Source organism: Aestuariibius insulae (assembly GCF_040783535.2).
Lineage (GTDB): Bacteria > Pseudomonadota > Alphaproteobacteria > Rhodobacterales > Rhodobacteraceae > Aestuariibius > Aestuariibius insulae.
This window is the reverse complement of record NZ_JBFONW020000006.1, coordinates 55,673-69,853: the sequence shown is the minus strand read 5'-3', so window position 1 is coordinate 69,853 and position 14,181 is coordinate 55,673. Positions and strand designations below refer to the sequence as shown.

The 14,181-nt window shown below is 59.9% G+C and carries 12 protein-coding genes; 4 read left to right on the top strand and 8 right to left on the bottom strand.

What is annotated here, in order from left to right:
• Window positions 1–83 precede the first annotated feature (83 nt).
• From AAD018_RS16140 to AAD018_RS16130, 3 genes are all read left to right on the top strand, one after another.
• Entirely contained in the window at window positions 84–1,760 is a 1,677-nt protein-coding gene (locus AAD018_RS16140) for a formate--tetrahydrofolate ligase (RefSeq protein WP_367315815.1), read from the top strand.
• A 164-nt stretch (window positions 1,761–1,924) separates the two neighbouring features.
• A complete protein-coding gene (gene folD / locus AAD018_RS16135; RefSeq protein WP_367315816.1) occupies window positions 1,925–2,803 on the top strand; it encodes a bifunctional methylenetetrahydrofolate dehydrogenase/methenyltetrahydrofolate cyclohydrolase FolD in 879 nt (292 codons plus the stop codon).
• 256 nt (window positions 2,804–3,059) lie between these two features.
• Window positions 3,060–3,842 (top strand): LytTR family DNA-binding domain-containing protein, encoded by a 783-nt coding sequence (locus tag AAD018_RS16130; RefSeq protein ID WP_367315817.1) that lies wholly within the window; start codon window positions 3,060–3,062, stop codon window positions 3,840–3,842.
• Here AAD018_RS16130 and pdeM read toward each other — a convergent pair.
• The 4 genes from pdeM to AAD018_RS16110 all read right to left on the bottom strand — a co-directional run bounded on the left by pdeM (window position 3,839) and on the right by AAD018_RS16110 (window position 9,463).
• Entirely contained in the window at window positions 3,839–4,504 is a 666-nt protein-coding gene (gene pdeM / locus AAD018_RS16125) for a ligase-associated DNA damage response endonuclease PdeM (protein WP_367315818.1), read from the bottom strand. The two genes, AAD018_RS16130 and pdeM, sit on opposite strands and share 4 nt — an antisense overlap.
• A 120-nt stretch (window positions 4,505–4,624) precedes the next feature.
• Window positions 4,625–7,072, bottom strand: coding sequence for a ligase-associated DNA damage response DEXH box helicase (locus tag AAD018_RS16120; RefSeq protein WP_367315819.1), 2,448 nt, complete (start codon window positions 7,070–7,072; stop codon window positions 4,625–4,627).
• A gap of 205 nt (window positions 7,073–7,277) precedes the next feature.
• Entirely contained in the window at window positions 7,278–8,141 is an 864-nt protein-coding gene (locus tag AAD018_RS16115; protein ID WP_367315820.1) for an NAD(P)-dependent oxidoreductase, read from the bottom strand.
• Window positions 8,138–9,463 carry a P-loop NTPase family protein gene (locus AAD018_RS16110; RefSeq protein WP_367315821.1) on the bottom strand — a complete coding sequence of 442 codons (1,326 nt, stop codon included), beginning with the start codon at window positions 9,461–9,463 and terminating at the stop codon, window positions 8,138–8,140. Before AAD018_RS16110 ends, AAD018_RS16115 begins: the two co-directional genes overlap by 4 nt.
• Before the next feature lie 147 nt (window positions 9,464–9,610).
• Between AAD018_RS16110 and AAD018_RS16105 the strand changes: the two genes are divergently transcribed.
• Window positions 9,611–11,233 (top strand): glycosyltransferase family 87 protein, encoded by a 1,623-nt coding sequence (locus tag AAD018_RS16105; protein ID WP_367315822.1) that lies wholly within the window; start codon window positions 9,611–9,613, stop codon window positions 11,231–11,233.
• Here the strand turns inward: AAD018_RS16105 and AAD018_RS16100 are convergent.
• Genes AAD018_RS16100 through AAD018_RS16085 form a run of 4 tightly spaced genes read right to left on the bottom strand, consistent with a single transcriptional unit; the run spans window position 11,218 to window position 14,180 of the window.
• Window positions 11,218–11,715, bottom strand: a complete 498-nt coding sequence (locus AAD018_RS16100) for an A24 family peptidase (protein WP_367315823.1) — start codon at window positions 11,713–11,715, stop codon at window positions 11,218–11,220. The genes AAD018_RS16105 and AAD018_RS16100 overlap by 16 nt on opposite strands.
• 10 nt (window positions 11,716–11,725) lie before the next feature.
• On the bottom strand, window positions 11,726–12,583 hold the full coding sequence (locus AAD018_RS16095) for a tetratricopeptide repeat protein (protein ID WP_367315824.1): 858 nt from the start codon (window positions 12,581–12,583) through the stop codon (window positions 11,726–11,728).
• 30 nt (window positions 12,584–12,613) lie between these two features.
• Window positions 12,614–13,186, bottom strand: a complete 573-nt coding sequence (locus AAD018_RS16090) for a tetratricopeptide repeat protein (RefSeq protein WP_412005301.1) — start codon at window positions 13,184–13,186, stop codon at window positions 12,614–12,616.
• Window positions 13,187–13,205: 19 nt separating this feature from the next.
• The gene (locus AAD018_RS16085; protein ID WP_367315826.1) at window positions 13,206–14,180 is read right to left on the bottom strand and encodes a type II secretion system F family protein; all 975 of its coding nucleotides are present in this window, start codon (window positions 14,178–14,180) and stop codon (window positions 13,206–13,208) included.
• Between the last annotated feature and the right edge of the window lies 1 nt (window position 14,181).

Here is a 14,181-nt window from a genome sequence, read left to right as displayed (position 1 = left end):
ACTTGGAAAGGTCGCTCCTGCTGCCTTCCTGCAGGTGGGTTTGCGTAACATGGCCATAAATCGACTGACCTGAAAGCAATCATATGAGCCACCTCACCGATATCGAAATCGCCCGGAACGCCAAGAAGCGGCCCATCGCTGAAATTGGGGAGCGCCTTGGTATCGAGGAGGCGGCCTTGGTCCCTTTCGGGCATGACAAGGCCAAGGTCTCGGCTGACTTCATCGAAAGCGTTGCGGATCGTCCGAATGGTAAGCTGATCCTCGTCACCGCTATCAATCCGACGCCGGCGGGGGAGGGTAAGACCACGACAACCGTTGGACTTGGCGATGGCCTGAATGCGATCGGCAAGAAGGCGGCGATTTGTATTCGCGAAGCGTCCCTTGGCCCCTGCTTTGGAATGAAGGGGGGCGCGGCTGGCGGAGGCTACGCGCAAGTCGTTCCGATGGAAGAAATGAACCTTCACTTCACAGGCGATTTCCATGCGATCACGAGCGCTCATAACCTGCTAAGTGCCATGATCGACAATCATATTTATTGGGGCAACGACCTGGAAATCGACGAGCGGCGGGTCGTGTGGCGACGCGTTATGGACATGAATGACAGGGCCTTGCGCGATACTGTTACGTCGCTTGGAGGTGTGGCAAACGGTTTCCCTCGACAGACCGGCTTTGATATTACGGTTGCGTCCGAGGTCATGGCGATCCTGTGTCTTGCGACTGATCTGGCGGATCTGCAGAAGCGGCTTGGTGATATTATCGTGGCCTATCGGCGGGATCGGTCGCCGATCTATGCGCGCGATATCAAGGCGGATGGAGCGATGACCGTTCTGCTACAGCAGGCGATGCAGCCCAACCTGGTGCAAACGCTTGAAAACAATCCAGCTTTTGTCCATGGCGGACCATTTGCCAATATCGCGCATGGCTGTAACTCGGTGATCGCGACGACAACGGCTCTGAAACTAGCCGATTATGTTGTGACCGAAGCCGGTTTCGGCGCGGATCTGGGCGCTGAGAAGTTTATGAACATCAAGTGCCGGAAAGCCGGTATCGCACCAGATGTTGTGGTTTTGGTTGCCACCGTTCGCGCGATGAAGATGAATGGCGGCGTGGCAAAGCAGGACCTGGGTGAGGAGAATGTCTCTGCGGTGGAGGCTGGGTGTCCGAACCTTGGACGGCATATCGAGAACGTCAAATCCTTCGGGGTTCCGGTTGTCGTGGCGATCAACCATTTCTCTGGTGATACAGAGGCGGAGGTCGACGCCGTCAAGGCCTATGTAGAAGCGCAAGGATCGGAGGCAATCCTTTGCAAACATTGGGAAAAAGGATCTGCCGGTGTCACGGATCTGGCGAGCCGGGTTGCGGAGCTTGCCGATAGCGGTGCTGCACAGTTTGCGCCGCTTTATCCTGACGAGATGAGCCTTTTTGACAAGATCGATACGATCGCAAAGCGGATTTATCGGGCTGACGAAGTCCTTGCCGACAAGAAGATCCGGGACCAGCTTCGGCAATGGGAAGAGGATGGATACGGTAACCTGCCGATTTGTATGGCAAAAACGCAGTACAGCTTTTCGACGGATCCCAGTTTGAGAGGCGCGCCGACAGGGCATGGCGTCCCGATCCGGGAGGTCCGGTTGAGTGCTGGAGCGGGGTTTGTCGTCGCGATTTGCGGAGAGATCATGACGATGCCGGGTCTTCCGCGGATCCCCTCCGCAGAGCAGATCGGATTGAACGAGAGCGGAGAGATCGAGGGATTATTCTAGGATCGGTATCGCGTCGGTATTCCGTCGGTATCCGGTCGGTGGAATCCGGCACCCCTCTTCGATAACTCAACAGAAGTGGCATACTAGACGGCGAGCTGTGCCTTTTCGCGAGATTGGCGTTAGGAACCGGTTAACTTTTGGCGACGGACACGGAAGGACGACGAATGACGGCGACGGTGATTGACGGGAAGGCATTTGCCGCGACGGTTCGGGAGAAGGTTGCCGGTCACGTTGCACGGCTGTCCGAAGAGCATGGCATCGTCCCCGGATTGGCGGTTGTTCTGGTGGGCGAGGATCCGGCGAGCCAAGTCTATGTCCGCTCCAAGGGCAAGCAGACTGTTGCCGCCGGCATGAAGAGCGTGGAGCGCAAGCTGGAGGTGGACAAATCGGAGAGCGAGCTTCTTGCCGTCGTCGAAGAGCTGAATGCCGATCCTTCGATTCACGGCATTCTGGTTCAGCTCCCGCTGCCCGCTCATATCGATGCGGAGGCGGTGATAAACGCCATCGATCCGGCAAAGGATGTCGATGGATTTCATATCCTGAATGTCGGGCGTCTCGGGACCGGGCAGAAAGCGATGGTGCCCTGTACACCGCTGGGCTGTCTGATGATGCTGCGGGATCATCACGGCAGTCTGAGCGGCCTTGATGCCGTCGTTATCGGTCGGTCCAATATCGTGGGCAAACCGATGGCTCAGCTTCTTTTGGGAGAGAGCTGCACCGTCACGATTGCCCATTCGCGCACGAAGGATTTGCCGGAGGTCGTCCGGCGGGCCGATATCGTGGTCGCCGCGGTCGGGCGGCCCAAGATGGTAACGGGAGACTGGATCAAGCCGGGAGCGACCGTCATCGATGTGGGGATCAACCGGGTCGAGGATCGCCTGGTCGGCGATGTCGATTACGAGAGCTGCGCAGAACGGGCCGGCGCGATCACCCCGGTTCCTGGAGGAGTTGGGCCGATGACGATTGCCTGTCTTCTGGCCAATACGGTGACAGCCTGCTGCCGGGCAAACGGGCTTGCAGAGCCTGAAGGTCTAACGGTTTGACTTAATCCATTAAGATCTTTCAAGAAAATGTGAGGCCGAAGGTACGTTCAGTATTTTGCTTCGGGCCATTTCTGCGCAAGGTTGCGCAAGGTTGCGCAAGAGTGGACATCACATAAATGCCTTGGAGAAGACGTGTCGCGACGATCTTTTCTCCACGAAGGTGAAACAGAAAAGCGATGAAGGTGCTTGGATTTGTCCAAGCGTAAACCATGTTTCTGCAATGTGGTTTGTATGAATAGACTGGGGGGTCTGAAGAGTGCGTCGAGCGAATCTGAAATCAGATAGCCAGAGGCCAGCTGAAACCGAAGCGACCGAAGGCCTTCTTCGGGAGTTTCGCAAATATGTGACATCCATTCCGATTTTCGGATCCTGGCTGACGGCAAGCGTCGTGGTCGGATTGTCGGGCCCGTTTGGAACATACCTTACTTTGTCGCTTGTCGACCGGTTGGCGTTCTGGTCACTGGTCTTCGCGCTTTCGGTGCCGTTCGGGTTTCTGACGCGGCTTTTGATGCTGCGGATCACGCCCGGTCCGATGAACCTGGCGGGCGTTTTGTTCCAGGCCTTCCTTTTCACGGTTCTTTATTTCCCTGTGTTGAACTGGTGCACGTCTGGACTGTCGGATGGATCGTCGTCTCTCCCCGACTGGGCGTTGTTCACGGCCGTCTTCGTATCATCGCTGTGCGTGACGATGCTTCGGATCGCGATCGATCCTCCGGTTCGGCAAGGGCCGCGTCTGGCGCAACGGCTGGATCTGCCGGAGCATGTGCGCATCCTGCGGATCAGCGCCAAGGATCATTTCGTTTCGGTTCATTGCGATGACGGGCAGGTGCACCGGGTGCGGATGCGGTTTTCCGATGCGGTGAACGAGATGGAAGGTGTCTCGGGGTTCTGTTCGCACCGGTCCCATTGGGTGGCCCGGCGGGCGATCACGGGCGCCGAACGGGTCGGCAGCCGCGAGGTTCTACATGTGCGGGATGGCGGCGAAGTTCCGATCGGGCGCAAATACCGGCCTGATCTGGTGGCGGCGGGCGTTCTTTAGGCCGCGTGGCCGCGCATTCGAACCATTGGAATCGCGAGCGCCCGGTGGCCTGTCAGGATCGCGATAGCGGCAGGCTTCATCAGACGTTGTAGGGTATCGCTATCGGCCCTGAGGCCGCCGGTATAGGCGCCGTAGGCCGGCATGATGAGCCGGTCCATATCGCAGAGGAATGCAGGGCGGGACTGGCCTCGAATCTCGGCCTTGGGGTGATAATGCCCGGAGATTTCCCCGGTCTCGGAGGTTGCAATGTGCCGGAAGGTGAGCGGGCCCGCCCGATACTCGACAACATGGGTTCCGCCTAAATTCGCGGGACCGGGATCGTGGTTGCCTTCGGCCCAGATCCACTGACGCCCCGCCTGAAGGCGGGTGATCTGCAAGGCATGCGCCTCGCTGAGGTTTTCCGCAGCGGTTAGGTCATCGAAGCTGTCGCCAAGACACAAGACGGCGGCCGGATCGGTCCGGGCGATATCCTCGCTTAGGCGGTGCAGGGTTGCGTCGACCTCATAGGGGGGCAGCATGGTCCCCCCGCGGCGGGCAATCCGTTCGGATTTTCCCAGATGCAGGTCGGAAACGGTCAGCAACCGCTTCTCCGGCCACCAAAGGGCGCCTGAGGGCAGGGCGGTGAGCGTGACGCCTGCGAGGGTGAAGATGTGTCCGTTCATGGGATGTTCTTTTGCCAGACCTCAGCTTTTGCGTCCAGAGGGAGTGCGACGACAGGTGCATTTCGTCGCGGGATTGTTTGGATGTGAGGAGTGACAGGATGTTTCGCGGACCCTTTGGGATTACCAGGGGACCCGCCATTTGGGTTGCTCGCGTTCGGGCGCGAGCTTGTCGAGGCCGGAGGCGGACATGAGGCGTTCGGCATGCTCTTCGAGGAGGCGCTCCTGGCCTGCCCCTTTGACGGGGACGCGGCCTGCTTCGAGGAAAAGCGGCGCGGCGAGCGGGGTGACGCGGTCGAGATGGAGGTGGTCGATGCGGCCCTGGACGCGGGCCGCCATCTCCTCGATCCGGCCGAAGTCAACGAGGCCGCGCGTCGCTTCTTCGCGCGTGATGTCGAGGAGGAGATGGTCGGGGTCGTATTTCTGAAGCGTGTCGTAGAGGATATCGCTGGAGAAGGTTGCCTGGCGGCCGGTCTTGCGGGCCTGCGGGGTGTTGCGCTCGATCAGGCCCGCGATGGTGGCGGACTGCTTGAAGGTGCGCTTCATCACGGCATTGCCTTTGAGCCAGGTCTCGAGCCCCTCGCGCAGGTTCTCGGCTACGAAAAGCGGTTCGGGATCGTCGAGCGGCTCCAGCCCCCAGATCAGAAGGGCGTAGTCGGTGGTCACGAAGCCGAGGGGGTCGAGCCCCCGCTCTTCCATCCGCTGGGTGATGAGAAGGCCGAGCGTTTGCATCGCGTTGCGGCCTGCGAAACCGTAGACGACCGTCTGGGCGCGGCCTTCGAAGGGGAAGCTTTCGATCAGGAGGCGGTCGGGTTCGGGGAGCTTGGAGACTTCGCGCTGAAGGGCGAGCCAGTCGGCGGTGTGCTGCGGCAATTCGGGCCAGTCGGGCTGCTGGAACATGCGCTGGATGCGGTGCGACAGCTGGGTGGATGTGGCGAATTTGGTGCCCATGAAAGTGGCGATACGTGGCTTGTCCGATGGGCGGCGCGTAACCTGCACCGTCATCTGGTCGAGCCCTTCGTAGCGGACGATCTGGCCGCCGATTAGGAACGTGTCGCCCGCGGTGAGGGTCGCGGCGAAGCCTTCTTCGACCTCGCCGAGGGGCTTGCCGCCGCCCCGGCTTTTGAGGCGCACCTTGAGCGTATCGGTGTCCATGATCGTTCCCATGTTCATGCGGATATTACGGGCCGCCCGGGGATCGCGCAGATGCCATAGGCCGTCCGTCTGCTTAAGGCGTTTCCATTTGTCATAGGCGCGCAGTGCGTAGCCGCCGGTGGCGCAGAACTCCAGACAGGCGTCGAACTGGTCTCGGGTCAGGTGGCGGTAGGCGCCGACTGTGATGACCTCGGCGTAGAGCGCGTCCGCCTCGAAAGGGCCTGCGCAAGCGGTGAGCAAGATATGCTGGCAGAGGACGTCGCGGGGGCCGGGGCCTTTGGGATCGCCGTCGAGGTCGTGATCCTTGACCGCTTCGAGCGCGGCGACGCATTCGACTACCTCGAAGCGGTTGGCGGGGACGAGCAAGGCCTTGGACGGAGCATTGTAGCGGTGGTTGGCCCGGCCGATGCGCTGGACGAGGCGTTTGACGTTCTTGGGAGCGCCGATCTGGATGACGAGGTCGACGTCGCCCCAGTCGATGCCAAGATCGAGCGAGCCGGTGCAGACAATGGCGCGCAGATCGCCCCGGACCATGGCAGCTTCGACCTTTTGACGCTGCTCGCGGGCGAGCGAGCCGTGATGGATCCCGATGGGCAGGTCGTCTTCGTTGGCGAGCCAGAGGTTGTGAAAGAAGATCTCGGCCTGGGCGCGGGTGTTGTGAAAGATGAGTGTGGTTTTGTGCTTTTTGACCTGATTCAGAACGGATGGAATGCTGTATTTTGCGCCACCGCCCGCCCAGGGTGGAAGCTCTTCGGTGGTGAGCATCTGGATATCGGGGGCAGGGCCGGGATCGGCATTGACGATCAGGGTCGGATCCGGGTGATGGGCGAGTTGGTCGGCGATGGCCTGCGGATCCTCGACCGTGGCGGAGAGACCGATGCGCTTGAGGCCCGGCTCGAGGCTTTGCAGGCGGGCGAGAGCAAGCATGAGCTGGTCGCCGCGTTTCGATTCGGCGAGCGCGTGGATCTCGTCGACGATGACGCGTTTGAGGCCTTTGAAAATTCGGGGGGCGTCCTCGTAGCTGGTCAGGAGCGCGAGGCTTTCAGGGGTTGTCAGCAGGATATGGGGGGGATCGGCGCGTTGGCGGCGTTTTTGGGTGTAGGACGTGTCGCCGGTGCGATCCTCGATCCGGATGGGCAGGCCCATCTCTGTGACCGGGGTGGTCAGGTTCCGGCGGATATCGGCGGCGAGTGCCTTGAGGGGCGAGACATAAAGCGTGTGTAGGCCTTCGCCGGGGTTCTCATGCAGATCGATGAGGGTCGGCAGGAAGCCGGCGAGGGTTTTGCCGCCTCCGGTTGGGGCGATGAGCAGGAGGGACGGCGCGTCGGCGGCGTCCAGCATGTCTTGCTGATGGGCATGGATCGACCAGCCTTTGGAGGCGAACCAGTCGGAGAAGATCGGGGGCAGATCGGTCATGGGGCCAATGTAGGCGGTTTTTACGATCTGTCCGGTGGTGTATGCATCTTGCCGGTAGGTTCCGATCGGGCTTTGCCCGTTCAGGCCGAGGCCGCTCTGGTCGAGCGGCCCCGGCCCTCAGCCTCCGGCGGGGATATTTAGAAAGGCAAAGACAGGCTGGGTCCGCGGCGGGGCGTTAAGATTAATCGCTGTTAAGGTTAATGATTTAAGGGGTTCTAGGGCCAGACGGATGGGGATGGAGGGTTCGTATCACGCGACGGATCTCTTCGGCGAGTGCGGTGTCGGCTGTATCGGGGAGGGCGTCAAGCGCGGCATCGACATCCTTTGTCAGGATCCCGATGGAGTTATCCTCGGCCCATCCGTCGCGGGCGAACTCGATCTCGTTGAAGCCAAGCGTCAGCCAGTTGCGGCCGGACGAAGTGTTGACGAGATCCAGAAAGCGCGCCTCGTCCAGCCCCGCCGCATCGGCCCAACCCAAAACCTGCCGGGTCATGGCGGTCGAGGCGGCTGCGAGCAGGTTGTTGAACACCTTGGCCTGCATGCCTGCGCCGAGCGGGCCCATATAGTGCTGGTGCGCGCCCATGGCCATGAAGAGCGGCATCAGCGCATCGATCTGGTCCGGGTCGCCGCCGATGATGAAGGAAAGGCGCGCCTCCTCCGCTGCGATCTGCGCGCCGGACATGGGGGCGTCGATCAGATGGACACGGGCAGGCAGGCGGTTGCGCAAGTCAGCGATATAGCGCGGCGAAAGGGTGGAGCAGACGATCAGATGCGTCAGGTTCGGCGCGTGCTCGATCAGGCATTGGGTGTCGAACAGGAGAGCGTCGGTCTGCGCGTCATCTCGGACGACCGTCAGAAGGATGGTCAAGTCAGCGGCGAAGGTAGCCGAGTTCGTTTCGATATCAGCGGGGGCATCGAGGCGGATATCGAAGCCATTCGCTTGAAACCCGGCCCTTTGAAGAGCTCGCAACATAGGAAGACCCATGCGTCCGCAGCCTGCCACGCCGACAGAAACCACCCCGCGCCCGCCGAACGTGCCACTCGTCGCGGGCGCGGGGTCACTGCTCAATGTTCGATATGTTCCTCGCGGACGAACATGTTGGCCCAGGCGCGGTCGATCAGCTCGGGCGACATCTGATAGGGGATGCCTTCGAATTCACAGATCGAACGCATCTGATCGATGAGGAAGATCGGCTGGTAGTTGGCGTAGACGTTGTCGATCTCGGGGTATTTCACCTTGAGCAGGTGCACGAGCGCCTTCTCGTCCAGCGGCATCTTCCGCTTGCGGGCGACCATCGCGAAGATCTTGAGGAAGTCTTCTTGATTGGGGCCGTCGATCTTGATCTTGAAGAAGATCCGGCGCAGCGCCGCCTTATCGAAGATCTCGTTGGGGTGGAAGTTGGTGGAGAAGATCACGAGCGTGTCGAACGGCACCTCGAACTTTTCACCCGATTGCAGAGCGAGGATATCCTTGTTTTCCTCGAGCGGGACAATCCAGCGGTTAACGAGGGCCTGGGGCGGTTCTTCCTGGCGGCCAAGGTCGTCGACGATGAAGATGCCGCCAGTCGCCTTGAGCTGAAGCGGGGCCTGATAGGTCCGCGCGGTCGGGTTATAGACGAGATCGAGCATGGAGAGCGACAGCTCACCGCCGGTGATGACGGTCGGACGCTCGCATTTGACGTAGCGCGTGTCGAACCGGTCGGAGGTGCGGCGCAGCGCGTTGGGATCATCGAGCATCTCTTCGGCGGCGGAATGCACGATCGGGTCGTAGACGGTGATGACCTGACCGGAATATTCAATGGCGCGGGGGACATAGATCTTGTCACCGAGCGCATCGCGGATGCCGTTTGAGATCGAGGATTTACCGTTGCCGGGCGGGCCATACATCAGGATCGAGCGCCCGGCGCCGACTGCGGGGCCGAGATGATCGAGCAGCTCGTCCGGGATGATAAGGTGGCCCATTGCAGCGGTCAGCTGGTCGCGGTTGATGGTAATATCGCGGATCGACTGGCGCTTGACTTGCTCGGCATACACCTCGAGCGGAACAGGCATCGGGCCAAAATATTCGGACTGGGCCAGGGCATCCATCGCGCGGGCTTTGCCCAGATCGGTGAGCTGATAGCCCATTTCGTTGCCGCTATTGGCGTTCAGCGTACCGGTCGCCTCGAGCAGGTTCTGGCCGCGGGCGAGATCGACGAGCTCCTGCGTCACAGGGATCGGCAGGCAGATGACACGGGCGAGATCGGTCACCAGATCGAGGTTCATACGGAACATCGTCTTGAGCAGGATGTCCCGCATCATCACCTGCGGCAGACGCATTTGGGACAGCGATTTCGGAGCAGGCGGCTTTGTGACGCCGGTCGCTTCGGTCGGATGGGCCTGAACGTTCATGAAATCACTCGAGCTTTGGATCCAGATTTGTGGCGAAACTACCGCGCAGGTGCCTTTCAAACAACAAAAACACCACTCAGGTAACGCATCACCGACTCAGACCGTATAGAGACGGCAAAAAAGAAACATGAATAAGGCAAACCCAAGATGAACCGGGCACAATCCACGAAACTCGGCCTTTTTCTCACGCTGATCGGTTTTGTTCTCGGCGGATTCGCGCTGTGGCAGGGCGCGTTTTATCTGACGCATCACGAAGGCGATACGCTGCATGTTTCTGAAATCGTGTTTCGGATGGCTGCCGGAGAGGTTCCGCATCTCGATTTCATGACGCCGATCGGCGGTCTGGCCTTTGCGCCATTCGCCTCTTTCGTGGAAGGCGGCATGGGGCTAGGCCGGTCGATCCTTTGGTCACAAGCTGGTGCGGCGCTTTTGCTGACGCCGATCGCATGGTGGGTTGCGGTCAGCCGTTTGAACTTTGTGAATGGACTTCTGTTCGGGGCCTTGATCCCGGTCCTGTGCCTCGCGGTGATCCACGGCAAGGTCGAGACAGGGCTGTCGATTTCCATGCACTACAATCGGTGGTGCTGGGCGCTCTCGTTTCTCGTGATCATGCTGTCCGTCTTCGAATCGCGTCGTCGTTCTGATCTGTTTGATGGGGTGCTGATCGGAGCCCTGATGACCGGTCTTGTGATGATAAAGGTTACCTATTTTGCAGCATTTGCGCCGGTTGTTTTGTTGGCCTTGGTTCTGCGCTCCGCCTGGAGGTCTCTTGCGGCGGCGCTGGGCACTGGTCTTGTGATCGCGGCGGGGCTGACGCTTTGGCTCGGGGCGGACTATTGGTTTGCGTATCTCGGTGACTTGCTCGAGGTTTCGCAGTCGGATCTGCGATCGGAGCCGGGGCTGCCACTATTGGGCATCGTGACCGATCCGGAATACCGGGGCGCCTGGCTGGCGGCAGTTGTTGCCGTGATCTTCTTGCGCCAGTCGGGGCGGCAGCGCGAAGGGCTGCTTTTGCTGGTCCTGCTTCCGGCCTTTATCTACGTGACCTATCAGAATTTCGGGAATGACCCACAATGGCTTCTTCTTCTGGCCGTGATGCTGATCGCGCTGCGGCCCGAACCAGGTATGACCAACGGCTTTGGGTGGGACATGCGGCAGGCGAGCCATATCCTTATCGCCGTCGTGCTCGCCTTTGGTCTGCCGTCCTATTTGAATATGGCCTACTCGCCGGTGACGATGGCAAACCAGGACCCGGACGAATACGAGCCTTTGTTTCTTGAAGATAACGTACATGCCGATCTTCAGTTGATCCGGGTCCGGACGCTTCGGGCAGATGCGAAGATCGCCTTGGATACCGAAGGGATGCCTTTGGCCTCTCGCGCCGATCCCGAAGAGCGGGACGATCCGACGGTCTTTCAGGGCGAGACGCTGCCGTTCTGCACCGTTGACAACGGGATCCCGATCTACATGGAAGAGATCGCAGAGGATTTGACAGAGGCCGGGTTTGGCGCCTCGCGTATCTTCTTTGCCGATCTCTTTTCGTCGATCTGGCTTTACGGTGATTTCGAGCGACTGGAGGGGGGGTCCCCTTGGTATTACAGCGGACTTCCCGGTTGGGAGAGTGCCGACTACCTGCTGGTTCCCCTTTGCGTGATCTATTCGGACGTTCGGACCAAAACGCTTGAGAACATAGAGGCAGCTCGCGAAGGCGAAGAGCCGCTTCGCGAGCTGCGCAGGACGGAGCTTTACGTGCTTTACGACGCGCCGTAGAGCACGCCCAGCGCAAGATAGAGGCAAAGCGACCAGCCGAAGGGAAAGCCCATGGGGAACCTTCGGTTCTTGTCCCAGCTCTTCCAGTCAGGCGCCAAGGTTTTGAGCGGTGTATGACGTGCAAGGCGGTGGGCTGCCACTGCCGCAAGCATGGCGACGCTGAGCAGGACGAGAACGATGCCGAGATCGTCATAGGCGATGAAGGGCGCTGCGGCGGCCAGAAATTTTGCATCTCCCCCTCCCATGACTCCGGCCATGTTGGCCGTGAAGCCGATGGCCAAGACAATGGCGGCATGAGCGAACCGCCAGAGATAGGCCTCGGTCGGAAGGGCAAGAGGGCCAATGATCACGAAGATCCCGAACAAGGCGATATTGGCCTTGTTCGGGATCTTCATTCTCGAGAGGTCGGTCCAAGTGATATAGAGACAGACCGGAAGGACAAACGGAAGGAACCAGAGAGCTTCGACAGAAGTCAGAGCCATCTGGCCGAGGTCAGTTCTGAACGTTCGCTTCGAGGGCTGCGAGGCTTCGCGAGGCCGCTTCGAAGTGCTGAGGATGCGTTTCGATGGCATCGGTCAAAAGACCGCGACCGGTTGCGACATCTCCCTGCTTGATCGCCGCAAGTGCGATCGTATGGAGCAACTGCGCCCGTTCGGTCTGGGTCATCTTGATAACCGGCAGATCGTATTTGCGCTGTGCCGCGCGGGACAGAACGAGATTGTTCTTTGCTGTGAACATATCCGGCTTGTTGCGGAGCGCTTGTGTGAAAAGGCTCTCGGCGCTTTTGGCATCGCCACGCGTCAGCTTGGAATAGCCCCAGTTGTTCAAGACGCCTGCGGGCTGGTTGGTCAGACCCGCAGCAATCTCGTAAAAGCTGTCGGCCTTGTCCCATTTCTGACGGCTATCGGCGACCATCGCCTCGAGGCGGTACCGCTTGAAGGTCTCGTGGGTGGGCGGAATGGACGCAAGCGTCGCTTCGGCCTGATCCCATTCTCCTGTGCGGATCAGCGCGTCGGCGAGTTCGACGTGATCCTCATGCTCGGAGCCTTCCATTGTCGTCACCTGTTTCCAGGCGATGGCAGCCCGGGCCGGATCGCCAGCCTTGACAAGCGACGTGCCCAGACCACGGGCCAGGTCGATCCGCTCGGGGTTCGCAGCGAAGGCCTTCGCAAAATAGCCTACCGCCTCGTTCGGGTCTGCCGAGTTCAGCATGACGTCGTTGAGATTGGTCTCGTCGATGACGTTGATGTCGCGGAGGGCGCGGTTGACTTCAGCCTCGCCGCTGCGATCGCATGCGGACAGACCAACGATCCCTGTCAGGGACAAGGTAAAGATAATGGAGTGGCGCATGTTGTGCGTCCTTTTACTGCTCGGGCCTTGTCATGGTGTTTGCAGGATCAGGTAGTCGCCTGTGCCCCGCCTCACCAATTTGGTATTATTATCTGTGGTTGGATTGTAACCCGGATCTTCTGATTTTGCGATAGCGAGTTTCAGGTTGTCCCGGATCTCCTCGCTTTGGCCGTTATCCGTTGCAAAGGCGCGACGGAAAACCTGGCGCGCTTCGGTCACGTTCCCGCGTTCCATAAGGATCACACCGAGGTTGTTCCAAGCGGCAGCGAAAGTCGGGTCCATGGACACGGCCTGCCGCATCAAGCGCTCTGCCTGATTGAGACGGCCAAGCTCGAGATTTGCGGAGGCGATCGCCGAGAGGGTGTCGGCTGTCAGCCCTTGAGTTGCAGCGGCCCTTTGATAGGATTTCAGGGCAAGCTCGTACTGGCCCGCGGCCATGAGACGATGGCCGATCGTAAGACCGTCGACATCTGCTTCGCCGGCGAGACCCGGCGCGAAAACCCGGTCGCCTGTCGGAGCGAAATTCTCCTGCTCGCAAGCAGCGAGCAGGAGAATGGCCATGACGGAGAGCGTCTTTAGTACGACGTTTGAAATCGGACGCATCACGTCTGCGGATGCAGTCTCAGAACGAGTTTTCCGACAGGAGCGTGACAATACTGTAAACCGATGGACCAACGAGGATGATAAGGAGCGGCGGAACCGTCAGTACCATTGTGGCAAGGGTCATCTTCGTCGGCAAGGTGTTCGCTTTCTCCTCAGCGCGCATAACGCGCTTATCCCGCATTTCGGCGGCATAGACGCGGAGCGCTTCGGCGATGGATGTACCGAACTGCTGCGACTGGATGAGAACGGTAACGAAGCTTGCGACGTCGGCCACGCCTGCGCGTTCGGACATGTCGCGCAGAACGGCGGTCTTGTCCTTACCCGCTTTGATTTCGTTGGCGACCATCTCGTATTCGTCGGCCAGATCCGGGAAGCCCGCGCGGATCTCTTTCGAGACGCGGATGATGGCCTGGTCGAGCGATTGGCCCGCTTCGACGCAGACGAGCATCATGTCGAGGCTGTCGGGAAAGCCGTTCTGGATCTGCTCCTGACGGGTCTGAAGGCGCTTCGTAATCCAGTATTTAGGCAGGAAATACCCGATGCCGGCGGGGATCAACACGGAAAGAAGGATCGTCGTCGTGCTGGGCTCACCGTTGGTGCTTTGCAGGATCGCGTAGATCACGCCGATGACAAGGAAGATCAGACCGAGCGCGAATTGCGCGAAGTAGAAGGTCTGGACGGCGGTCTTGCCGCGATAACCCGCCTGAATAAGTTTGAGGCGGATCGCGGAAAGCTCTTCTTCGTCCTTGGGCTCAAGGAAGTTCTTGTAGCGATCAAGACGATCCCCTTTTCCTCCGCCAAAGCGCAGGGAGGCCTTCTTGTCGCCTTTCGTGACGACGGTATTGCCAGCTCGCAGACGGTCGAGTGGGTCTTTCTGCTTTTTAAGAAGAACCGGCGCTGTCAACAGGATGAGGAACAGGCCGAGGATGCCGATGACCAGCAGCGGTCCAAAGGGGCCGAGTTGCTCGGTCAGGAGAGTTGTGAAGGCTTCCATC